Annotated in this window: 22 protein-coding genes; 10 read left to right on the top strand and 12 right to left on the bottom strand. The window is 46.9% G+C overall.

The window, feature by feature from the left end; translation table 11 throughout:
* Window positions 1-387 precede the first annotated feature (387 nt).
* Window positions 388-1,929: a leucine-rich repeat domain-containing protein gene (locus TREPR_RS14510; RefSeq protein WP_015709098.1), complete on the top strand. Its 1,542-nt coding sequence runs from the start codon at window positions 388-390 to the stop codon at window positions 1,927-1,929.
* A 75-nt stretch (window positions 1,930-2,004) separates the two neighbouring features.
* Here the strand turns inward: TREPR_RS14510 and TREPR_RS14515 are convergent, their stop codons facing one another.
* The 5 genes from TREPR_RS14515 to TREPR_RS14535 all read right to left on the bottom strand — a co-directional run bounded on the left by TREPR_RS14515 (window position 2,005) and on the right by TREPR_RS14535 (window position 9,085).
* Window positions 2,005-2,580: a hypothetical protein gene (locus tag TREPR_RS14515; protein WP_015709099.1), complete on the bottom strand. Its 576-nt coding sequence runs from the start codon at window positions 2,578-2,580 to the stop codon at window positions 2,005-2,007.
* A gap of 197 nt (window positions 2,581-2,777) precedes the next feature.
* Window positions 2,778-3,263: a PTS sugar transporter subunit IIA gene (locus TREPR_RS14520; RefSeq protein ID WP_015709100.1), complete on the bottom strand. Its 486-nt coding sequence runs from the start codon at window positions 3,261-3,263 to the stop codon at window positions 2,778-2,780.
* A complete protein-coding gene (locus tag TREPR_RS14525) occupies window positions 3,260-5,326 on the bottom strand; it encodes an IS1096 element passenger TnpR family protein (protein WP_015709101.1) in 2,067 nt (688 codons plus the stop codon). The genes TREPR_RS14520 and TREPR_RS14525 overlap by 4 nt, the downstream gene beginning before the upstream one ends.
* A gap of 43 nt (window positions 5,327-5,369) precedes the next feature.
* Window positions 5,370-8,282, bottom strand: a complete 2,913-nt coding sequence (locus TREPR_RS14530) for a DMSO/selenate family reductase complex A subunit (protein WP_015709102.1) — start codon at window positions 8,280-8,282, stop codon at window positions 5,370-5,372.
* Between the two features lie 11 nt (window positions 8,283-8,293).
* On the bottom strand, window positions 8,294-9,085 hold the full coding sequence (locus TREPR_RS14535; RefSeq protein WP_015709103.1) for a histidine racemase CntK family protein: 792 nt from the start codon (window positions 9,083-9,085) through the stop codon (window positions 8,294-8,296).
* Between the two features lie 73 nt (window positions 9,086-9,158).
* On the opposite strand from TREPR_RS14535, the gene TREPR_RS14540 reads away from it, so the two are divergent.
* The 5 genes from TREPR_RS14540 to TREPR_RS18260 all read left to right on the top strand — a co-directional run bounded on the left by TREPR_RS14540 (window position 9,159) and on the right by TREPR_RS18260 (window position 12,174).
* Window positions 9,159-9,974, top strand: a complete 816-nt coding sequence (locus tag TREPR_RS14540) for an amino acid ABC transporter substrate-binding protein (RefSeq protein ID WP_041611231.1) — start codon at window positions 9,159-9,161, stop codon at window positions 9,972-9,974.
* A 2-nt stretch (window positions 9,975-9,976) separates the two neighbouring features.
* Window positions 9,977-10,678, top strand: coding sequence for an amino acid ABC transporter permease (locus tag TREPR_RS14545; RefSeq protein WP_015709105.1), 702 nt, complete (start codon window positions 9,977-9,979; stop codon window positions 10,676-10,678).
* Between the two features lie 19 nt (window positions 10,679-10,697).
* Window positions 10,698-11,447 (top strand): amino acid ABC transporter ATP-binding protein, encoded by a 750-nt coding sequence (locus TREPR_RS14550; RefSeq protein ID WP_015709106.1) that lies wholly within the window; start codon window positions 10,698-10,700, stop codon window positions 11,445-11,447.
* Window positions 11,448-11,509: 62 nt separating this feature from the next.
* Window positions 11,510-11,833 (top strand): nucleotidyltransferase family protein, encoded by a 324-nt coding sequence (locus tag TREPR_RS14555; protein WP_015709107.1) that lies wholly within the window; start codon window positions 11,510-11,512, stop codon window positions 11,831-11,833.
* 80 nt (window positions 11,834-11,913) lie between these two features.
* Window positions 11,914-12,174, top strand: coding sequence for a HepT-like ribonuclease domain-containing protein (locus TREPR_RS18260; protein WP_148257332.1), 261 nt, complete (start codon window positions 11,914-11,916; stop codon window positions 12,172-12,174).
* Here the strand turns inward: TREPR_RS18260 and TREPR_RS18675 are convergent.
* The 3 genes from TREPR_RS18675 to TREPR_RS14570 form a co-directional block, all read right to left on the bottom strand.
* Window positions 12,067-12,555, bottom strand: coding sequence for a PIN domain-containing protein (locus TREPR_RS18675; RefSeq protein ID WP_052299734.1), 489 nt, complete (start codon window positions 12,553-12,555; stop codon window positions 12,067-12,069). The genes TREPR_RS18260 and TREPR_RS18675 overlap by 108 nt on opposite strands.
* Window positions 12,556-12,652: 97 nt before the next feature.
* Window positions 12,653-13,534 (bottom strand): DUF4238 domain-containing protein, encoded by an 882-nt coding sequence (locus tag TREPR_RS14565; protein ID WP_041611232.1) that lies wholly within the window; start codon window positions 13,532-13,534, stop codon window positions 12,653-12,655.
* On the bottom strand, window positions 13,531-16,386 hold the full coding sequence (locus TREPR_RS14570; RefSeq protein WP_015709110.1) for an Eco57I restriction-modification methylase domain-containing protein: 2,856 nt from the start codon (window positions 16,384-16,386) through the stop codon (window positions 13,531-13,533). The genes TREPR_RS14565 and TREPR_RS14570 overlap by 4 nt, the downstream gene beginning before the upstream one ends.
* 279 nt (window positions 16,387-16,665) lie before the next feature.
* Between TREPR_RS14570 and TREPR_RS14575 the strand changes: the two genes are divergently transcribed.
* Together TREPR_RS14575 and TREPR_RS18265 are read left to right on the top strand one after the other, a co-directional pair.
* Window positions 16,666-17,667 (top strand): helix-turn-helix transcriptional regulator, encoded by a 1,002-nt coding sequence (locus TREPR_RS14575; protein WP_015709112.1) that lies wholly within the window; start codon window positions 16,666-16,668, stop codon window positions 17,665-17,667.
* Between the two features lie 10 nt (window positions 17,668-17,677).
* Window positions 17,678-18,217 (top strand): 3'-5' exonuclease, encoded by a 540-nt coding sequence (locus tag TREPR_RS18265; protein WP_245534839.1) that lies wholly within the window; start codon window positions 17,678-17,680, stop codon window positions 18,215-18,217.
* 17 nt (window positions 18,218-18,234) lie between these two features.
* On the opposite strand, the gene TREPR_RS14585 is transcribed toward TREPR_RS18265, so the two are convergent.
* On the bottom strand, window positions 18,235-18,567 hold the full coding sequence (locus TREPR_RS14585; RefSeq protein ID WP_015709114.1) for a helix-turn-helix domain-containing protein: 333 nt from the start codon (window positions 18,565-18,567) through the stop codon (window positions 18,235-18,237).
* 372 nt (window positions 18,568-18,939) lie between these two features.
* Between TREPR_RS14585 and TREPR_RS18270 the strand changes: the two genes are divergently transcribed.
* Together TREPR_RS18270 and TREPR_RS14590 are read left to right on the top strand one after the other, a co-directional pair.
* The gene (locus TREPR_RS18270) at window positions 18,940-19,179 is read left to right on the top strand and encodes a hypothetical protein (RefSeq protein ID WP_081468678.1); all 240 of its coding nucleotides are present in this window, start codon (window positions 18,940-18,942) and stop codon (window positions 19,177-19,179) included.
* Complete coding sequence (locus TREPR_RS14590) at window positions 19,163-20,422, top strand: PD-(D/E)XK nuclease family protein (protein ID WP_015709115.1); 1,260 nt, start codon at window positions 19,163-19,165, stop codon at window positions 20,420-20,422. The genes TREPR_RS18270 and TREPR_RS14590 overlap by 17 nt, the downstream gene beginning before the upstream one ends.
* 13 nt (window positions 20,423-20,435) lie before the next feature.
* Here the strand turns inward: TREPR_RS14590 and TREPR_RS14595 are convergent, their stop codons facing one another.
* Genes TREPR_RS14595 through TREPR_RS14605 form a run of 3 tightly spaced genes read right to left on the bottom strand, consistent with a single transcriptional unit; the run spans window position 20,436 to window position 23,350 of the window.
* Window positions 20,436-21,578 (bottom strand): VWA-like domain-containing protein, encoded by a 1,143-nt coding sequence (locus tag TREPR_RS14595; protein ID WP_245534748.1) that lies wholly within the window; start codon window positions 21,576-21,578, stop codon window positions 20,436-20,438.
* Window positions 21,575-22,642: an AAA family ATPase gene (locus TREPR_RS14600; RefSeq protein ID WP_015709117.1), complete on the bottom strand. Its 1,068-nt coding sequence runs from the start codon at window positions 22,640-22,642 to the stop codon at window positions 21,575-21,577. The genes TREPR_RS14595 and TREPR_RS14600 overlap by 4 nt, the downstream gene beginning before the upstream one ends.
* A 3-nt stretch (window positions 22,643-22,645) precedes the next feature.
* Window positions 22,646-23,350, bottom strand: a complete 705-nt coding sequence (locus tag TREPR_RS14605) for a hypothetical protein (protein WP_148257334.1) — start codon at window positions 23,348-23,350, stop codon at window positions 22,646-22,648.
* Between the last annotated feature and the right edge of the window lie 157 nt (window positions 23,351-23,507).

Here is a 23,507-nt window from a genome sequence, read left to right on the forward strand (position 1 = left end):
CTGCTGGCATTTGCCTTAATGAAGGCCAAGCCCTTCACAGGCCGTGGGCAATTTGCTATTCTTGACTCAACGGACACTGAAACGCCCTTTGAGCCTGAACGGCCCCGTAGGGGTAAAAAAAGGAGAACGACCTATGAAAATCACTCTTGACAGGTTGATAGGTAATACAGTATCGTTACCCCCCCCCCCCCCCCCCCGATAGGTTTACTAGGATATAACAAGTAGAACCCTTCCGCCCACCTGTTCCGTTCTATCCTTATCCTTGGTTTAGTGTTCCTGCTGGCATTCGGTTTAATAGGCTGTGAAAACCCTGAGGAGAATACCCCCACGCTACCGCTGCTGCTGCTGCCGGACACCACCGCCCCCGTGTTAAGCGCAGGAATAGTGATGAGTTATCAGCCTACCCCGGCAGGAATCACTGCTATCCTGCTATTTACTTCCGACGGATTAGGAACCTGCTACTATGTAGTACAGGGCGCAAGCGAAGACGAACCTGCTAAGGAAGTGATAGCAAGTACCGACGCCTATTACACCGACTACGTTATTGCACCAGGGCCAAGGCAATTCAAGATTTATATAACCGGCCTTACCCCAGGCAACCAGTACAAAGCTTACATCGTCGTAAAAGATCCGGCAGGCAATATTTCGGATGTATTGACCATTGCCATTACCGGAAATCCCATTACCGAAGCCATCGCAGGCAAAACCGGATTGGGAAACTCGGTAGACCCCTATGTGGTCACCGTAACCGGGATGGATCTTTCCACCGATCTGGACGATATCTTATCCGGCATCACCGCCGGCATATCCTGGGGACCCATCATGCTGGACCTTTCGGCCTGCAGCGGCGAAAGCATCCCCAAGCCACATATATCGAATGAGGACCTAGCCCGCTTTGTCTCCATTACCCTGCCCGCCACGGTAACTACCATTACTTATAAAGACGGTTATTTAGGGGGTGCGTTTGCCTACTTTACCAGCCTCAAAAACATCAGCGCCCCTGGTGTAACTACGGTGAACCACTCTGCATTCGCCAAGTGCACCAGCCTTGTAACGGTGGACCTCCCCGCAGCGAAAACTTTCGGCAATAATGTATTCTATGGCTGTACCAGCCTTAAAACGGTGACCCTCCCCGCAGCGAAAACCTTCAGCGATGACGTATTCTACGGCTGCACTAGCCTTGAAACGGTGAACCTCCCCACAGCGGAGACCTTCGGCAATAATGTACTCTACGGCTGCACTAGCCTTGAAACGGTGAACCTCCTCACAGCGGAGACCTTCGGCGATGACGTATTCTACGGCTGCACTAGCCTTGAAACGGTGAACCTCCCCACAGCGGAGACCTTCGGCAATTATGTATTCATTGGCTGCACTAGCCTTGAAACGGTGAACCTCCCCGCAGCGGAGACCTTCGGCGGCGGGACATTCAGCGGATGCCACAGCCTTGTAACGGTGAACCGCCCCGCAGCGGAGACCTTCGGCGGCGGGACATTCTACTGGTGCACCAGCCTTGCAACAGTAAACCTCCCCGCAGCGAAAACCTTCGGCAGCGGGACATTCAGCGGATACGACATCCTTGTAACGGTGAACCTCCCCGCAGCGAAAACCTTCGGCGACCAGACATTCTACAACTGCGACAGCCTTGCAACGGCGAACCTCCCCGCAGCGAAAACTTTCGGCGACCAGACATTCCGCCACTGCACCAGCCTTGAAACGGTGACCCTGGGCGCTACCCCAACCCCTTCTTTTGGGCTGGATACTTTCTCTGACGTACTCATAAGTCCACCCAACATCGTCACGGTGAAGGTCCCCGGCGGAAGTACCAATACCAGCTATAACGATGCTTGGAAGGATGCCTTTAGGGGCAAGGGCACATTCGACAGCGGGGAAGTTAATGACTGCATTATAGTAATCGTAGCCGCGCTGTAGGCGGCCCCTCGCAGGAAAAATAACTTACCGCAAAAGGTGACTGTCACCTTGCCGGTCACGGGAGGAGCGCTCCCATCACCAAGCCCTGACTTTAGTTTCCTCAGGGCTAATGACCGTAACCGTATCGCCGGATTGTTCAATTACATAGAGACCCTGTTTAAGGGCGTAGTCCCGCACATTGTCGGGAAATATGGCCCCCGCAATGCCGCCGTAGAGCTTCCGCGTATCCCCGTGCAAATCCGCCCATTGGCGTAATTTTTCCATCCGTTCTACATGGTCAAGAATATCGCGAATATTAGGCTGAGTTTTAATTTCCACCGCCATCGCGCAGTCTCCATTTTCCAGGAACACATCAACTTCGGTAAAAATTTGATGGGTACGTCCCTGAATAAGCAAATCGGTCGAGGATTTTTCAAAGGTATAGCCGAACTGACGAAATTTTGCGTGCAAGTTGGGGATGAACATGTGTTCAACCACACTGCCGAATTTCCGCCCCAGATCACCGACAATTTTTTGGGTTGCCTTCTGGGATTCTTTAATCTCCCGGGCCATTTCCTCTCTGGCTTCCTGAAATTTCCGGTCAGATTCCTGAAACAGAGCCCAGACCTTTTCAAAGCTTAATTCCGGATCATGCTGATATTGTGATTCCATCTCCGCTCTCCTGATCAAAGTATACCCTACCAGGGGGTCACAGGCCAACGGCCGGACTTCCCCCTGCACCCCCTATAAGGGCACGATCCTGCAAAATGCTTTAATCCCTGGGGAAAAATCTTTGAAAAAGGTCCACGGTGTCAGTCACCACCGCAAAAAGCCAGCTTACTAAATACGGCTACTTAAAAGGGCGCCCCTCAGCCCCACCCCTGCTCCGCCTCTTCGATAGCCCGGATAAAATCATCCCGGGACACCCGGTTCGTGAGCAGTTCCCGGAAGGACTCCTGGTGGCAGAAAAAGTTGATCCGCGAAAGGGTATGGAGGTGCAGTTTTGCGGAGGCGGAAACCATGAGGATCACCGTATGCACAGGTTTCCCATCCAGGGCGTTCCAGTCCAGGTCCTGCCCGGTATAGGCGATGGTTACAAACTGTTCCCCGGGCACGGAAATCAGGGGGTTCCGGGGATGGGGCAGGGCTATGCCGTGACCGATGGCGGTTGGCATCAGGGCTTCCCGCTCAAGCACCGCCTCCAACAGGGTCGGCGCATCCACCGACCGGGGAAGGGTAAGCCCCCGGATAAGATTGGTCAGCAGTTCCTGGGGATTGCTCCCCGGCACCGGGGAAAAGCCCCCCCCCCGCTTTATGAGGGCGCTCAGCCCCGGTTCTTCCGTAGTTTCAATCATAGTTCTATTTTTCCTATTACCGCCGCCAGGCTGCGGTTACAGCTATTGATATCAAAGGCCTCACTGTCAAAGTCCTTGCCCAATTCCCGGAGCGCCATCTGTCGTTCGGTCTCCGCCCCCTGTTCCAGGGCGGCCAAATAGCGCCGGAACCGCATGGGCCCGTCGATATATTCAGGGGGCGCCGCTTCCGCCCCGGCAACGCAGCGTATCTGTTCCCCCGGCCCTGGTTCATGCCGGGAAAGGAGCAGTATCTTCACGGTCCACTTGCCCCCGTATTCGTAGATCAGGGCATTGCCCCCCCGGAGATTCAGTTCCCCCAGGGTCAGCTCCGATGCCAGCCGCTTTGCCGGAACATGCCGCCTGGGACCGTAGGGGGGCGTCGGTTCTTCAACCGACGGGGGTGGGTCCTGCTCTTCCAGAAAATAGTGGTACCCGGAGCCGCTGCTCCAGCCGAACAGGGCCTGGATCAGAGCGTGAAGTTCCCCCAACCGACAACTTTCCGGTAGGGCAAGCCGGCGCCACACATCGGTACCTCCCAGGCTTACTTGGAAGATACGCCACTCGGCGCCACCAGCGGGGGGAAACTTCACCTCGGAAATATTGCTCTGTCGGTAACTGTCCAGGGCATCCTCGATCAGGTCCTTCATATCCTCATAGGTCTCGATCATGCTGTCCAGGGAATTGTCCATGGCGTCCAGCTCGTCCTCAGGGGGGGATTCATCGGTATCCAGGTCCTCCATAACCCCGGAAGCATGGCCCTGGATCTGGGAAAGGATGATAAAGGTATGCTTGGGCAGCCAGGATGGGTCCAGATCGCCCTTGCAGAGCCGGGCCGCCAAATCAATAACCGCAGTATGCAGCTCCCCCATGCGCTGCCGAATGGCCCCTATGGGCGCATCCTTAAAGGGGGAATAGTAATGCCCGATATGCTTCACCATACCCACAAGGTATTCTTCAAGGGAGTCCCGGTCCCCTTTGCCCAGGGCTACCGAAGGGGGCACAATCCGTTCAAGAAGAGCGGAAATATCCTTATCCCGCCGGAACAGGGCGTCCAGTATATAGGACTTCACCACATCTTCCGATACCGGAATCCCGTTCCGGTTCAGGGTTTTCTCTACCAGGTTCAGCTCAAAGGGGTCCGGGCTGCGATCCGGGGGGTCCATTATCCCTTCCAGGCGCTTCAAATCCGGAATCTCCCGGCCCGCAAACCAGAACCGGGTCTCTATCCCGTAAGGGGTGGTTTCGATACGGTCCGTCTGCTCATAGAGAAAATCCTCCATAGAGTAAGCGGGCACATCCCGCATCCGCTTGCCCCCGTACCAATAGGCATAGGCAATCTGCTCCTCCGTGGACGACCCAGGCCCCAGAAAGTTGAAGGAGTCCTCAAAGCCCCCCTCAGCCGCCTCAAGCCAGGCGTAGAGATCCACCTTGGACCACTCGTCCTTCCCCACCCGCTCCAGCTCAAAGGAACCCTCTTTCCAGTCCCGGGTTTTCACCACGAACCGGTCCCCAGGCACAAAGGACAGCTCCCGGTACAGGTTCCGCATATCCAGGGTCTGGATGGAAACATCCGGCGGGTCCTCGTAGGGGTCGCTGTTAAAGGCGCTCTCATTGCTCGGATTATCCCTGGCCACATACTGGGGGGCATACTCCTCCCCGAAAATAGTGTAATAAGGGTAAAATTCCTCAGGCTCCCCCTCCAGGGTAGTAAAGGGAATCTGCCGCCCCTTATAAAAGAAGCTGTACTCCTGGGGCATCAGCATGGGATTGGCAAAGGGTACGCAGCGGTGTCCGGGGATCAGGGTTCCGTTCAGCAGTTCCGACCGGGTCGGGCTGATCACAAAGCGCAGGGGCTCAAAGCACCCCCGCCGAGACACCCACCGTTCCGGTCCCAGCTTAAAGGCAATGTTCTGGGAATCAATAAAGGAGGCAATCTCCTCCCCCAAATGGTCATGCTTGTAAAAAGCAAGCAGCCGGACAAAGCCCGTCACTTCCTCAAGAGTGAAAGGGTCCCGGTTATTTTCGAGAAAATCGTAGAGCGCATCTTCCTGTTTTTCATTCATCTATATGTATACTATGAACCAGAAGGGGCATAATTGGCAAGTCTTACAGCCCCCGGATATTCACCAGGTTTGAGTGCTGGGGGTTTCCTTTAGCCAGGGGCGAAGGGGCCAGGGTGGTAATGGCGTTGATATTCCCCCGTATGTCCGCCCCATCTGCGGCAGGGGTAAACCAGGCGCCCTGGGACATGGCCAGCACACCCTTCATAATTCCATCCCTGACAGCGGCGCGGATGCGGATGGTTCCCCGGCTGTTCCAAACTTCTACCAGTGCATTATCCTCTATGTGCAGTTTTTCTGCGTCCTCAGGGCTGATATACACCGCCGGGGATTCTACTCGGTCCATCAGAATATTATTGTCATGGATAGAATGGGTCCGCCTTTTGGTATGCCAGCCGGTCAACTGGAAGGGGTATTCCGCAGTCAGGTGATCCTCCGGGCCTTCAAAGCCCGGTATATACCGGGGCAGGGCGGGGATCGCCGGATCATGGAAATCCTGGAGCCGCTTTGAGAATATCTCTATCTTTCCCGAAGGCGTCGGAAAGGGGTTTCTTTCAAAATCCTCTCTCTGTTCCCGGAAGGCGATGAAGTTTGTTTTTTGCTTGTAGAAATACCCGCCCTCTTTTGCAAATTCCGCAAAGGGAGGCAGCTCCTCCTCATAGTTTCTGCACTCTTCGTACAGCGACTCAAGCCACCCCTCAGCCCTTGTATGGCCTTCGGTAAATTCATCGTAAAGGCCCAACCGTTCCGCAATTTCCGTAAGCCAGTCATACTCAAAGCGGCTTTCAAAAAGCGGCTTTACTGCGGGGTTACAATAGAGCAGGTAATCACCCTCCCGCCAGGGCCTGGCGATATTCGGGCTTTCCAGGAATGATGTACCGGGCAGAAGTATATCGGCGAATCGGGCGCTGGGGGTTAAAAAAAGGTCGGACACCACAATAAATTCACATTTTTCAGTATCCCGCAGTATTTCTACGGTAGCATTGATGTCCGAATGCTGGTTGATAAGGGTGTTTCCCGCCAGATTCAGTATCATTTTTATGGGCGACTCCAGGAAATCCCTGCCCCGGATATGGTCCTGCCGGGCGCTCATTTCCCGGCCCCGGCTGACGGCGTCCGTCCATAAAAACGATGGGATGGAAACGCCGCAGGGGTTGACCGGCAGGGGGAAGGACGGGATATGGAAGCCCGGAATATGCCCGGTCCCTACGGCGCCGCCCCCTTCTACGCCCACGTTTCCGGTCAGGCAGCTCAGCATAGCCAGTGCCCGGACGCCCTGCTCACCATTACTGTGTCGTTGCATCCCGTACCCGGCTATCAGCGCCGCAGGCTTGCTCAGGGCATAACGGCGTGCCAGGCCTGTGATAAGCGCCTGGGGAATGCCGATGATTCGCTCCGCCCATTCAGGGGTCTTTTCAAGGCCGTCCTGTTTCCCGAATAGGTAGGATTCGTAACTTTCTCCGGCTGCCGTGCCCGGAGGCAGGTGGGCCTCGTCAAAGCCCAGGCAGTACCGGTCCATAAACTCCCGGTCCTCAAGTTTTTCAGAAAGTATCACATAGGCCATGGCATCCGCCAGGGCCCCGTCCGTACCGGGCCTGATGGGTATCCACTCACCATCCAGCAGTTTTATTGTTTCATTATGCCGGGGGTCCACCGCGACAACCGGGATACCTTGTTTCTTAGCCCGCACCAAATCATCGGTCAGATAGGCGCCGAAACCGCTTTCCTTAGGATTGTGACCCCAGAGTATGATCAGTTTTGATGAACCGAGGAAATGGCTGCTGCTGCCGGTAAAGTTGGTGCCGTACACATAGGGGGTAGCGATCGCCGTACAGGCGGTACTGTAGAAATTGTAATGACCCAGGTAGCCCCCATCCAGGGCAAGGAGCCGTTTCGCCAAATTCTCCGGGTTGGCGGTTCCCTCGGCGCCGCTGCCGGGCATCACATAGCGGGAAGCGGGGCCGTATTCATCCCTGATACGCTTCCATTCACCGGTAATGGCGTCTATCGCCTCCTCCCAGCTTATGCGGCGAAATTTACCCTCCCCCCGTTCACCAATACGCTTCATGGGGTAGCGGATACGCCGGTGGGAAAGAAAAGTTTCATGGTAATGGTGGCCCCGGATGCAGTACTTTATAAAGGGCGTCCTTTCCGAATCAAAGCGGAAGCCCAGTATGTTCCCCGCCCTGGTACGGGCCAGAAAACGGCACCTGCTGCCGCAGTTATTGTTCCCGCTGCTGGGGATAAGCCGCTCAGGAAAGGGCAGACTCTTAACCGCTTCCCTGAAAAAAAGCGCCGCGAATTTATCCGAGTAGGAACGCAGTGATGCTATGCGTTCTCCGGAAGGCGCTTCAATTTCCACACCTATACCGGATTCCTTCTCAATAACACCGATACCGCTGAGAAATTCCGTCATTGCCCGAAACAGCTCTGTTACCTTAAACCGTTCCCCGTCTGCTCTCTCCAGGGAATCCAGGGTCTCGACAATATTCCTAAGTAAAAAAACTGTATGCCTGGAAAGAAATTCCCCGCAGTATTCCTCTGCTTCCCTGAGACCGGAACCCGCAAGGCAGGCGCAGAAGGCAAATTCGACGCCTATATGGTCGCAGACCTGATGAAGTTCGGGCCTTAGTTCAAGGCCCCATGCGGCGTAACATTCCTGCACGGCAAGGGTATTCTTATCCAACAGTGTCTGACCGGGGGACCGGAAACTCGATTCCCAGAGCGGTATGTCATACCCCCTGGTATTCTCTACAATGTACCCGTACTCTTCCCGGTAGTTCTCCCAGGCTCCAGGACCCAATCCGGAAATGTCTTCCAGAAACGAAAGAAGCTGCCGGTGATGCGCCCTATCCCTATAAGATTCCAGCCTTCTCTTATTGAAGGAATAAGCCTGCTGATCCTGGGAGAACAGCAACAGTTCCGCTGCCATTCTGAACACTTCCGCACGGTAGCGCATTGAACCATTCCTTAATCGGGGTAGTACAGTTTTACTGTTCCACCTATAGAGATACCGATCACTGCCCCGCCCTTTCTGATAACCCTGGCCTCAATGATACCCCCAGGCTGGACGATGGGGATCGCCTCATCGTCTTCCGGTTTTTCCCGGCTCAGCCAGCAGCCCATAGCCGCCGTACCGGACCCGCAGCTTGACTCAAACATCAGGGTGCGGGAGCCGTAGACATACACCGCAGGCCGCATAAGAGCCGCCGCAGAATCCCAAAACAGCACCCCCAGGGCGCTTTCCCTCTGCCTCTGTCCGGCGAATTTTCGTTCCACCAGTTCCTTGATGGTATAAAAAACATCCTCGTCCGGTGCAATATCCGGGGCGATAACATGGGTAATCCCTTCAAAAAGATAGATCGGCAAATCTGCCCCGTTAAACTCCAGGGTTTCCTCTGCCACAGGAGCGGGAATGGTCACCTCCGCCAACCCCGCCCCCGGGTCAACCTGGACAGCCAGGGGGCCGGCGGCCCCGGAAATCTCAATAAGTACCCGCTGTTTTCCCGTAAGCCCGGTCCTCCGGGCCACATAGAGGCCGAAGCTGCGGGCCGCATTGCCGCAAAATTCGCCCCCCATCATTTCCAGCCGCCAGGGACGATCGCTCCCCCCGGGCGGAGGAATGACAAAGCCTACCTGTTCGGCGGCCAGAGAAGGGTCGGCCATCAGGGCCTTCACCGCTGCCGCCCGGTCCTGCACCTGGTCCAGCACAAAGACGGTGATGTTTTTTGCGGGATCCGCAATTACGATGTCATACTTCATAGAGACTTTAGTTTACATTTTTCCGGAAATAGGGTAAAGTCCGGTAGAACAATCTGTTATTATGGAGGAAACAATGAAAAGGATTGGAATTTCCCTGCTCTGCCTGATAATGGCGGCGGGGGCAGTATTTGCAGGGGGCAAAAAGGACGCAGCCCCGGCGGGTGATACTTCATTGGAAAATATCCTGAACAAGAAGCGCTTTGTCCTGGGCCTAGATGATTCCTTCCCGCCCATGGGCTTCCGGGACGAGAACAACCAAATCGTAGGCTACGACATCGACCTGGCAAAGGAAGTCGCTTCCCGCCTGGGAGTGACCCTGGTTACCCAGCCCATCGACTGGAACGCCAAGGAGCAGGAACTGGCCACCGGGGAAATCGACTGTATCTGGAACGGCTTCACCATCACCGAGGAGCGGAAACAGGTCCTGACCTATATCGGCCCCTACCTAAAAAACGCCCAGGTGGTAATAGTCAAATCCGCTTCCCCGGTAAACACCCTCTCTGACCTGCAAGGAAAAATCGCCGGGCTCCAGGCAGGCTCCTCCTCAGTGGACGCCCTGGACGAAGCGCCGGCCTTCAAAGCCAGCCTAAAGGAAGTTATCGAATACAAAGACTACCTCACCGCCCTGATGGACCTGGATGTGGGCGGCGCCGATGCCATTATCATCGACCTGGTGGTTGCCAATGACAATATCCAGCGTTCCGGCAAATCCTTCCGCATCCTGGAGGAAACCCTTGGCGCCGAAGAATTCGGCATCGGCTTCCGGAAAAACGACCATGCCCTGTCGAACAAAGTCTGGGAAACCCTGGAAGCCATGGCAAAGGACGGAACCGTGGCGAAGATAACCGCCAAATGGTTCGGCTCAGACATTTCCATTATCGGTAAATAGCAATGCTGCGGCTGATCGGCATCATGCTCACCGGGGCGGGGATCTCCCTGGAAATATTTTTCCTGACATTGATATTTTCCCTGCCCCTGGCACTGCCGATCTCCTTTGGCCGTATGTCGAAAAACCGGGCTGTCCGCAGCATCATTAACCTGTACCTGCTGATCATGCGCGGCACCCCTCTGATACTCCAGCTGATCTTCATCTACTTCGGCCCAAAGTACTTTTACAAATTTCTATACGAAACTTTTTCTGCAACCCTGGGCTCAGCGGGCTTCTGGGAGGGCCTGCGGTCCATCCTTTCCTACAACCGCTTTACTGCGGTGGTCATCGCCTTTGTGCTGAACTACGCCGCCTACTTCGCGGAAATCTACCGTGGCGGCATCGAGTCCATGCCCAAAGGCCAATACGAGGCATCAAAAGTGCTGGGCTTCACCCGCTTCCAGACCTTCACCCGCATAGTGATGCCCCAGGTGATCAAGCGCATACTCCCCGCCACAGGCAACGAAGTTATCACCCTGGTAAAGGACACCGCCCTGGCCCAGGTCATCGGAGTAGCGGAACTATTCCACGCCGCCCAGAACGCCTCGGCCCGGGAGTTCTCCACCACCCCAATCTTCGTGGCGGGCCTCTTCTACCTTTTTATGAACTGGGTAGTATCCCTAGCCTTTGCCAAATACGAGAAAAAGCTTTCCTATTATTCGTAGAAAAGCGAAAAGGGAACCCATGGAAATTATCAAAGTTGAGGGGCTGTCAAAATCATTCGGCAAACTGCAGGTTTTAGAAAACGTCTCCTTCAACGTAAACCAGGGCGAAGTGATCGCCATCCTGGGCCCTTCCGGTTCCGGGAAGTCCACCCTGCTGCGCTGCGTCACCCACCTGGAACTGGTAGACAAAGGCAGCATAAGCCTCACCGGAATGAACATGGTAAAGGACGGGGTCTACGCCCATGCAGAAGAACTGCGGAAGATCTGCCTCAAAGTAGGATTAGTGTTCCAGAACTTCAACCTCTTCCCCCACTTTTCCGTAATGCGAAACATCACCGAAGCCCAGGTCCACGTCCTGGGCCGCAAAAAAGAAGACGCCGCCGAACGGGCCCGGATCCTGCTGGAAAAGACCGGCCTCTCCGACAAGGCCCAAAGCTACCCCTGCGAACTGTCCGGCGGCCAGCAGCAGCGGGTGTCCATAGCCCGGGCCCTGGCCCTGGACCCGGAGGTGCTTTTCTTTGACGAACCCACCAGCGCCCTGGACCCGGAACTGACCGGGGACATCCTCAAGGTCATTCGGGACCTGGCCTCAGAAATGATGACCATGGTCATCGTAACCCACGAAATCCCCTTTGCCCGGGAAGTGGCGGACCGGGTGCTCTTCATGGATGGCGGCTCGTTTATCGAAGAGGGCCCCGCAGCGGAACTAATCGACGCCCCTCGGCTGGAACGCACTAAGGCTTTTCTGGCGAGGCTTAAGAGGGGATAGGAGAAAAACCCATTGCAAAAAATATAAAAAACTGGTATACTAATAATTACAGGAAATATACAATGGATACAATCGAAAAGTTGCAAAAAAATGGCATTTCTCTTGATTATAATGATATTGCCGCTATATGCAAGAAATATTTTATAATTGAATTGTCAATATTTGGATCGTCGCTCCGCGATGATTTTAACAGTGATAGCGATATAGATATTCTTGTATCATTTAATACTAATTCAGGGATAAATTTATTTGACATAATGGATTTGGAAAAAGAATTTTCTCAATTATTGAAAAGAGAAGTTGATATTGTGGAAAAAGAATCCCTAAAGAATCCAATCCGGAAGAATAGAATATTATCAAGCCGGGAAATAATATATGCCGCTTAATGAAAATGATCTGTCCTATTTAATTGATATTGTAGATTGTATTCAGGACATAACTGAATTTACAAAATCCATATTTTACAATGGGAAATATAATAGGATTAAGAAACAAACTGGCCCATGATTATGGAGAAATATTGGCAGAACGGATTTGGAATATTTCAAAAACATCCGTACCATCATTGTTAATTGAAATTGAAAAGATAGAAGAACTAAAAGAATATATTAAAAAAGTATCAGTCATTTATAATAACCTCTCTTTGAAAAAATTCTATTGGATTTACAACAGATATTTGTGTTATCTGTTTTATAGGTTTATTGAGCATTTTTCTATCGGTCGTTAAAACATAATCACATTGCATAAAATCTGCACACGCAACATGAAGTGAATCAACAACTTTCAAGCCTATTTTCTGTAGCTTCTCTGCCTCAAGTAAAATAGCCTCATTCTCAACGCAATGCAAACGTGCAATATTTTCCCATTGCATTATCCGGTCTTTGCGTTCAGAAAATGGGCTATTTCCTATTTCATAATCCAAAACATATGACCATGCAAGTTTATAATTCTTCGAAACAATTTGCTGCTGAATAAAAAGCTTTGCTTCTGTTTCAAACAGGATTTTTACCTGTGTTTGGTCATCATAAGGACGATTAAAACTACTATTATCAAGAAGGGAACCTTCGACCTGTTCGGTCTCGGTTGAGTGTTCAAGATATATTCTCATTGTCTCCCTCCAACGTCTCTGCTTCTCCTTCCACTTAAATTATATACCTGATATGTCGCAGTATCTAACCGATAGCAAGAATTGTATCTGACACATTTCATTTTGTTATATCACTTTTCATATATGCGTTTAAACAATCGCTGTTTGCTGCATATACTTGTGAAACACTATCGTCACAAATAAAATTATTATAATAATGAATATTATCACCATCTTTGATTATTAATTCTGTTGCTGTAAATGTTTCTGATAGCAATATCGCCAACTTCGGCGAAAATGGATAGTAAATTTCTGTTGAAGTTGTAGGGATTCCTGATTCTAATGATGTCGCCTTTAAATTTATTACCGGTTGATCTCCAGTAATAAAATCAGAATTGGATTGATTAATTATAAGCAGGATTTTTGCATTTGATGACACCCAATTACCGATTATATCGGAGAAGAGAAAATTAAGAACATTCGCAAGTATATCAGGTCTTATTTCCGGAGAAACAAGCCGTGTAAAATTCTGAAAAGTAAATAGCTTTTTTATATTTTCTCTCATTTTTTTGGTTCTACTATATTGAAAACCAATAAAAGCACTAAAATCATTTTTCTCTTTCTCATTATCAAAAAAGCTTAAATCATGTTTATAAATTTTTTTTATTATTGGTATTCCTAAAGCCTCAATAAGAGAATGGTAATCTTCGAGACCTTCTTTCCTTAATAATTCTTCCGATGAATTGGCACAAAAGTTATAGTTATCGAAATTGCTCCACATTAGTGCATGTGCTGTTTTGTCTAAGGAATTAATAAATTTTGCAATGAATTCAAATTCCGCCCGATTTAATGGCACTGCCTCGTAGAAATATTTTTCTTGAGCAATATTCATTAAATCAGTTTTAAACACTTGAGTCCTATTGCGTAAACACCATATTTTATCGCTTTCCGTCCATGGCTTTAAATAATTTCTCCATACATAATGCTGCCGTTTTGTCATCCTTCCACCACCCCAATCTCCTCCTCCGTCAGCCCATACAACCGATATACCGCCTCGTTAATTTGCCCATCCACCGCTCCAATCTGCCTCTGAATCATCGTCTTTGCCTTTGGGTTCGGCTCTGCATGTTCCTGAAGTTTTAACTCAAGCATTTTGTCTACAAGTGCGACAAAATTGTCGTGGGCGGTTTTATCGCTTTTTTTTGAAAGATTAATGACGGGGATGGGGAGCTGCTCGACATGTGATTTCTTAACCTGTGCTAACGCTTCGCCTTTTTCGGGATTGATTATTTCGTAAATAAAGTTAAGTAATTTTGAATTTACCAATGCTAAATAAAACAATAGGCTCAAATCAGAATTATTGATAATAATATGTAGGTTATCACGGCAAATAACACCAGGCCCTATAACCGTTGCAATCAATGAATCACCGGTTTGTCTGACAACAATTTTTTGTAAAGCAGTGAAAATAGCAGGATCTCGTGGAGCCGCCAGCCATTCACCATATTGTATCCAATAATCACTGTTCCATCTATTAGTATACCGATGGATTAAACTTCCTCGCAAAAGTGGAGACCATTCTTTTCCGGTTCTTTCCCCTTCCAACACATAGGGCTTTTCTTTCATCACACGATCTGATTGTGGCGGTTTCCCCTTCCCTTTTTCAAAGGGTTTCACACCATTATAAATATTACAGTAGTCGCTTAACGGGCGGCATTGTTGAATAATTTTGTTAAAAAGAATACGTCCCTTGGGATTCACGGTAACATTTATAGGCGAACCGTCTTTTGGTATATCCGAAAATTGTACGGTATGCATTTGCGTTACTGCTTTATTTCTACAGACTTCGACATCAAAATAATCATTTTCTTTTGGCACATTATAGTCAAATATTAAAACATGCGTATCAACAACCGCTTCACTAAAAACCTTTTCAGGCAAATACAGAATTTTACGCCAGCGGTAACTTAAAGTCAAATACTGCCGTATTTTTCGATATGTTACCGATAAAAGCCATGTGTTTGAAACAATAACGCCAAATGTGCCGCTTTGTTTCAACAGTTTTGAATACTTTTCCAGAAATATCAAATACAAATCTTTCTGATAATCCTGATATTTATACATCCACTGAAAATAACGCTGAATTTCATCAGAAATCAAATATGTGTACGGCGGATTCCCAATCACCGCATCAAACCCACCAGCCTTGAACACCCCCGCAAACTCTTTATCCCAGTCAAAGCAATTCACTTTAAACTGCTCTTCGTCGCTCAAACCCAGATCGCCCTGAGCATAAAAATCAGTGCTGATTAAGCTATTGCCGCACTTGATATTATTTTCGAGCGAAGGCAGCAGCGCCATGTCGGAAAACCTGAACAGTTGTCCGCTGGCTTCGTTGCCTTCGTTTTCCAGCAGCTTGAGATAGAGCGAAAGCTTTGTAACTTCCACCGCCTGACTGTCGATATCCACACCGTAAATATTGTTCTGTAAAATCTGCTGTTTTTCTGCAATGGTCAGCTTGTAAGCATCATGCGCTGCCTCATATATCTTTTCTTTTTTGATAGCAGCCTTTTTGTTTTTTCCGTTCGTGTAATAGTCAAGATGATAGTTAAGCAAATACTGATATGCACCTACCAAAAACGACCCCGAACCACAGGCAGGGTCAACAAACCGCAGGGCGGCGATTTCATCCGGCGTCTTATCTTTTATAAGCATCCCAACCGTATTTTGCACAATATAATCAACGATGTACTGCGGTGTATAATAAACACCGCCCGCTTTCCGTACTTCCGGTTTTTCTTCAATGACGGCGGAATGGCCGCCTTTTACACCCTTGAATCGTATGGTTTTGCCCAAAAACTTTTCGTAAATATTTCCGAGGATTTCCACCGGCAGTACTGCGAATTCATAGGGGCAATCGGGATAATACAGATTGACGATGATATTTGACAAAATCTTATTGTCAATTCTAACTTGTTCTATCCAACTTTCCGGCTTGAATAACCCTGAATTGTATTTGATATTTGCCCTGATAAAAAGCTGGTTTAGATGTTCATATACGTTTATGCTTTGCGACACCGTTTTAAGCAAATCAGCGTCCTCAATTCCTTTGGATTCGGCTATCCGCAAAAATAATATCCTGTCAATTGTTTTCTGAACAACCGTATTGAGGTTATAAATTGAAATATCAGGATTCCGCAATGCAATGTTTTTGGCTAATTCTATGCGCCAATCTTCAACAAAAAACAACAGGTCTTCATCTATCGGCGTGGTACCTTTCTTGTTTTTATTTTCTTCGACATACCGATCAAAACTGCCTTTCAAGATGGCATTTTTTGAAAAGGTATTGCAGATAAAGTCAAACTGCTGCTCATACTCTTGGAAGGTACAGTAAAAAATCCGCGCTACACTTGCTTTGTCGCTTTTATCTGGTTTAATACGGGTATCATAAACAGCGAATTCGTCAAAATCGGTAAGTATTGAGAGGGGCAGTTTGGCGGTATAGGCATAGCGCCGTATTTGAAACGCGGGTTCGGGGTTGTCTTTGATATTGACTCCGGGCTTTTTGGCTTCTACGAAGAATTTCCGCATCCCACCTATTCTGAAACAATAGTCAGGGGCCTTTTGCTGGCCGTCAATTTTTACCTTGTCTTCCCGTATGACTTCACGATAATTTTCAGAAAACCCCTGTTCGTTCCGCACATCCCAATCAAGCATCTCAAAGAACTTGTCAATAAAGTCGGTACGGGCGTTGGATTCATCGTAGCCGCTGCTCTTGTATTGGGCATAGTTAGTCGAAAAAAGGGCGGTGAGGCGGGCTAACGCTTTCAGTTTCGGTGTTTCGTCGTTCATACTGCACTATTATAGGGCTTATTTTCCAAAGATTCAATAATCTTTAGCAGCAGACGACCGTAATCCCCTTACCAGGCAGCCACTTAATCCGCTCCTTCCAGGAGGGTTTGTCAGGCCAGCGGCCAAGAATGCGCAGATAACATTTTGCCGGCAGCCCGTTATTGGTGCAAAGGGCGTGGGGAAAACTATCCCGGTACTCCCCCATTCCACAATTTTAAAAAACATCATTTTTTAACTGGTCTGGCAGTATTTGACAGACCAATATGCTATATTCATAGCATGAAAGCAAGAAAAGCCATTCCAAAAACAGCCCTGCCCAGGCTGTATCGTATTGACGAGATGATCGCCTCCGGCAGGTACCCCAGCACCCGCCAGATGGCGGAAGACTATGGGACCAGTATGTCCAGCATAAGCCGAGACATTGAGTTTATGAAGTATAGCTTGGAAGCGCCCATAAAATACGATGCCCGGCGCCGGGGCTATTATTATTCAAAAAAAACCTTTCGCCTGCCCGGCAGCTTTACCACCACGGAAAATATACAGGCCCTGGGCATGGCCAAGACACTGCTTTCCCTGTACCGGGACACCCCGCTCTACGATGCCGCCCGGAACCTTTTGGAGAGCATTACCGCCCCTCTGGTTGACCGGAACAACCCCGGCCTGTATGAAAACAGGATTGTGGTGCCCCCGGTAGCCGCTTCCAATGTAGAAACCGAAACCTGGAACACCATCACCGCGGGCCTCAAGGAGAACAAGGTCCTCGCCTTTACCTACCGGGGCGCCTGGGATGATGATTTTAAACCCCGCCGGGTGCGGCCCTATCAGCTCCTTTTTGACAACGGCGCCTGGTTTCTTTACGGCTATGCGGAAAAACGCCGGGCTATCAGGATGTTTAACCTTTCCCGAATAAAAAATACAGCCCTCACAAAATATACCTTTACCCTTCCCCCGGATTACGATTACTGTTCCCGCGCCGATGGCAGCAACTTTGGCGTTTTCGCGGGGAATACAAAATACCGTTTTTCTATTGTCTTTTATGAAGATTCAAAACTCTGGGTAAAGGAGCGGAAATGGGCGGCGGATCAGGTAATTGAGGAAACCGAAGAAGGAACGGTCATCATCTTTACCAGCACCCAATACGATAAAGTCCTGGAGTGGGTATTATCCCGGGGCTGTACTGCGGAACCCCTTGAGCCGGAGAACTTGGTAAAGGACTGGAAATGGAACGCCGCAAGGATGCGGAAGATGGCTGGAGGAAAAAAGAGGGAGGGGGAAAATTAACTTTGTAACCATTGATTTTGAAACAGCGAAATACTCACGGGAAAGCGCCTGTTCGGTAGGCTTAGTCAAGTACAGAAAAGGCAAACCTGTTGATTCGTGGTATTCCCTGATCCGCCCACCATCGCTGTATATACGCCCGGATTTCACAGAGATCCACGGCCTTACGGTTGATGATGTCCGGGATGCCCCGACATTCGCCGATCTCTGGGACAGCAGCATCCGCCCCTTTGTCGGCAGCCTCCCCTTAGGCGCCCACAATGCCCCCTTCGACATGGGCGTACTCCGGGCTGTCCTTGAGTGGTATGATTTGCCGGTCCCGCAGCTCAGCTATTTTTGTACCCTTGCCCTGGCCCGCCGCGTATGGCCGGAACTGGAATCCCACGCACTTACCAGGCTGGGAGAAACCTTCGGCATTGTCTACGAAGCCCACAACGCGCTTGATGATGCCAGGACCTGCGGGGCTATTGCGTGTTTGGCGGCGGAGAAGTTTGGCAGGAAAACTCTCAAGGGGCTGATTGGCGCTGCTGGACTTGGGTTAAGAGAAATATAATGGCGCTAAAATGGGATTTATTTTTTATACCGTTTAGACATGGCGTCCGCCAAAGCGTTTACAGCGTCCAGATCAATTTGGTCAAAGGAAATAATGGACTTTACAATTTCTTCCAATGATGGATTGGAAGCATGACTGGTCCCTTCCCTGCCACTAAGGAGGTATTCCACTGACACCCCCAAAGCTTCCGCAATCAGGTAAGCCTCATCAGCCCGGGGGATGATATTCCGGGTTTTCCAGGAAGAGAAGGTGCCCTTGGGAATGCCCGTCTTCCGGTACAGCCATTCAAAACTGGTCTTTTGCCGGTCCACCTCCCCTTTAACCATCTTCCAGAAAAAATCAGCATTCATATAGCAAATTATGACAGATCAGTCTGCATAAGGGGATTATTATGGGTTGACAAATGTATGCATTTGAGGTATTATATGCATTATATTATTATTTTGCAGATATTTTTATTAGAAATTGACAAGGGTTAAGCAATAGATGACAGATCAAGTGGGATAAGCTAAGTGAAGAATATGCGCTAGCATGAAAGTAAAGAAAATAGGAGGGTGTTATGATAGAAGCCTATCGTAGCAATTGCACGTATACTTGGACGGCGGGCCGCATATTGGTTTGCTCATGGTCAGATTCAGGAGAAAGAAGAAGTTTATATTCCAATAATTAAATCCCTGGAAATTTATCTTGGAAACCTGAAAAATTAAAGCAAGGAGATCTTTATGGCAAATTACTATTGCAAATGGTGTGGGGTAAAACATTCAAGTGTTGCAAGTTTGACTGCAGGTCCGTGTCTAAGAAACCCTGTGAAAGGTGCAAAGCATGAATTGTACGAAGGTTCAGAAAAAAAGCAATATATCTGCAAATATTGCGGAATAAAACATTCATCCATAGCCAGCTTAACTTCAGCTCCTTGTTTAAAAAATCCAAGAAAAGGCGCAAAACATGAACCAGCCTTATAGTGGATTGACAATAAAAGAAATTGATGCCTTTTTATCCCAAATTGGCATTCGTTTAGAAGAATTCAAAAACATTCGGAAAGCATATAGCCTTGAATGCGAAAAAGGTTTTAATATCTTTAAATCCATTTCGGACACCTATTGGTATGAAAATCTGCATAGTGAAGTTTTGACTAGTATTCTAAAACCGCCATCGGAAAAAGGTATCGGTAATCCTGAATATTTTAATATTTTCCTTGCCCTAATCAAGGAAAAAGCGAAAGAACAGGGCAAGAAAGTTGATATATCCTTTTTTAAAGACTATGGAGCTTTGAGGTTTAAAACTCAATTCCCTGAAGGCGAAGAGCAGAAATATGGTAAAATGGATATTTTTATTTACAATGACGCTATGCTGAAAGATGGTAAGGTGCATGGAATTATAATCGAAAATAAAATTAATTGGGCTAAAGATCAGCCAAATCAGCTTGTTAAGTATTTTCAGTTTGCTTCTGAAAAGGGAATAGTAATTGATTCTGTCATTTATCTCCCAATGGAACATTACGAGCCGGATATGACTGTTACGGAAAGTGAATATTCTGCAATGATACCTGAGTTGAAAAAGAAGCTTTTAATTATCCCAGTGATAGATAAGTTTAAAAAAAATATTATTCATGATTTTCTGGAAATCTGTTTAAATATCACAAAAAGATCGACCAAGGAGTATTTTTATTTAAATGACTACTGTAATTTAGTCAAAGAACTAGGAGGCATTGTTATGGAGAACAGTGAGCGAAAAAATATTCTCGCCCAGATATTAAAGGACAAATCAAAGTTTGATACCGTTTTACAAGTAAATGAAATACTTGATGATGCTGATCTGTTGGGCGAAATTATTTGTGATGAATTAGTGAATTCCAAAACAACGGGTAGAAAAAAATGGAAAAGAAATAATGACAAGGACGTTTATAAAGATTTTGATAATTTGGATGGGATAATATTGTCTTTTTGTCTTGGAAAATACAGCAAATGGGCATTTGGCGTTTGGTTCGAACCTGATTTTAAAAAATATGCGAAACGCATTGAAAAAAATCTTAATAAGGAATTTACTGAACACTTTTGTAGTGAAGCAAAAATTGATGATGGTTGGGTATATAAAAACTTTGATATTGATTTTTTTAAAAAGAGATCAATTAGCGAAGCTATTAATTTTCTAAAAATCCAATTTGATTTATTGGAAGAAAAAGTGGAGGAAATTATAAAATCTTAACTGCGTGTACACTTTATTCTACCCAACAACAACTTCCACGTTCACTCATCCATTTATAGTGTTGCTCGTAATTCTCTTTATTATTACATATCCAAAGTGTTTTCTTTGCGATATTTTTTGTTAGTTCAGGAATACTGGCATAGCCATCGGTAAAGATTATTAAGCCATCATAGTCCTTTATTTTCGATGAAAAATAATCAATGACAGGCTGAAAACAGGTGCCGCCCCGACCGGTTATTTTTATGGTTTTACGGGCTTTCTTCATTATTACTGGTATGCCCTTAATGTCGGCATCAAATTGCAGTACGTCAAGAGATTGTATACCGTAATGAAAAAAGCGGGTTATAACGGAGTAGAAAAGATTGATATCCTCATCTGAAATTGAACCGCTCACATCAACCCCTATTAGAAGGCTGGTGGTAAATTCATATTTTTTGCCCATATACAAATAACCATAACGCCGACTCGATTTCAAACGGGTAGGCATTTTTTTACTGGATAATACTGAGGCATGAAATCCTTGAAGAACTTTCCGGTAATCTATTACCGGATTCAGACTGGCAATTAAAGTTGTGACCAGGTGATTTGGAAGACTTCCCCAAGATTGGTTCTGAATGGCAAAAGAAATTATTTCGACAATTTTTTGATCTATGTAGAGGTCTTCTTCCCATAGGGTGACATTTTCAGAGAGGTTTTGGTTATTATCATCCTTTTCATTTTCATTTCCTTGAAAACTTGTTTTTTGTAATTCTGTGTAATAAAATTCAAAATTCCGCTGGTAAAATGACGGGTTATTCCAGAAATTAACAGCCCTGTAAGGCAAGCGTTTAAATTGGTAGTATTCATTCAAGGTTATATTACTGGCTATATATGATATGGTGAGATCATTTTGAGATGGCTGCCGGTAGGGATGGCGCAGCAATATGCGGATAACTTCGATTTTTATAATCTCTTCAAATTGATCGTCAGACAAATGTGAAATATATTCCGGGTTATATTCGATACGACCCTTACCGCTCCGGATTGATTTTATATTTGCGGCAGGAACTAAATCATGGGATAACAAAGTCATTAACAAAACCGGGTCACGCAATAACCATTTATCGGTAATATTCGATATGCGCTTTTCAGTCATAAGTTGTGGCGTATTGTTCATAATTTTATATTTTTAATAAAATCAACAATATGTTGATAAATGAACGGCGACCCTGAAAGAATGGCAATTTTTGTTTTAGGATAAGTTACGCTGTCGTAGAGTGTAGTCCAATGGGCAAGCGCCTCGTTCCGTTTATTTTCATACATCCACTTGGTATACAGCTCAAGGTTTTCAATGTACTTCTTGATTGTTTTCTGATCCCCTTCTGTCTCTATTGTACGGAACATACCTTCATTTAAAGAAGTTAATTCGTGAATATCCAGAGTGTTCAAATATTTTTTACTGGCAGTAAATCCGGATAAAATAGTTTTTGCATTAATACGGGAATTATTTTTGACAAACTGGGAGAATTTAAGGGCTGCGCTTATGCCAACAATACCGGCAATGGCTTTCTCAATTATTTTATTGATTTCCTTGATGCCAGAAATTATTTCCGATACCCGCCGCCAGGAACGTCGATCAGGACTTTTTTCCAGCCCCGCATCAATATTGGTATTGCTGTCAAGACAATCAGGATTTTCTTCGATAAATCCAATTACCCGACCGTCAACCTTGTTCTCTGCAACCCAAAGCAGCCACTCAGCGGGGCTGGGTGAAAAATAATATATGTTAAAGCGGGAAATTAATGCGGGATCCAATTCCGTTAATTGGTATTCTTCCCCTTCGTTAACCGCCGATATAATTCGGCTTCCCGCTGGCAATTTTTTACCTGCCAGGGTTTTATTGAGGGTCAAGTCCATAACGGTTTGTAAAATTTCAGGGCGGGCATGATTCAGTTCATCCAAAAAGAGAACTATAGGTTTACCGTCAGTAGGAAACCACCATGGCGGTCGAAACTCGGTCTTCCCCAAATCCGCATCCAGTACAGGCAACCCGATAAGATCCCCGGGGTCGCTCATCTGCCCCAGAAAAAGAGAAACCACCTGGCTGGAATGGCTTTTAAAATAATGCTCAATAATTTCAGATTTACCAATACCATGCCTGCCAACCAGCATGATGTTATGTTGGGATGGCGTAATTTCCAAAATTTTTAGCAGTTCGACGGCGTTTATTTTTATCCCCATAGTTTACCCCTTTGGTTTTATCCAACATGCAGAACGTGAACTATTTTCTATCAGAACTTTTATTTTCGTATTATTTATGGTATTTTCATATTGTTGAATGGCAGTAAGAGTCTCAGGCATTATTTTTTGAAATGATTTATAGTAAATGGGGATATTCAACTGCAAACTGTTTTTAAGCCTGATGCTTAATATCATTTTATGATTATCCTTTGCTTCGGTATAATAAGCGTAGGAAGTATCGTCCAAAATAGCCTTAATCCACGTATAAATACTATTTTGCGTTATACTAAAAATTTTTTCCTTTTTTTCTTCTTCTGCTATATAAATACGGTATTCATTTTCAATACTTTCCAATTGGTTAAGAAAAGCATAGACTATATTTGCTGTAAGATTACCCCAATCTACTATACGAATAGCCCATAAAGAACTGTAATCATCAACTCTAAATGTTACACTTGCTTCTTTAATGGCCTTGGCTTTAATTTTAAATTCTACACTACATCCATTCCCTGAGGCATTCTCTATTTTAAATACAGGATCTTTCATTACAGAATCTGAGTTAAGTTTAGTGACCAAAAATCCTGGAATTCCTAATCCCTTTAATTGCGTATATAAATCATCTACTGTTTTATTATCCACATCTCCATTCATTATTTCTTTAATTTTATTTACAAGAAATATACTTTTCTTTTCATACAATGATCTCATAAACTTTAATATACAGCCTCTGGTCTGTCATATAACGCTATGCCAAAAAATATTTGTCACCGGAAAAGAAAAATTTTAATCATTTACAAACCTGACATTCTATGATAAACCATACAGAGGCCCCTCTCTGACAGCGAAAGTAGTGATGCTGTCTTAC

The sequence above is a fragment of the Treponema primitia ZAS-2 genome (assembly GCF_000214375.1).
In the GTDB taxonomy this organism is placed as follows: domain Bacteria; phylum Spirochaetota; class Spirochaetia; order Treponematales; family Breznakiellaceae; genus Termitinema; species Termitinema primitia.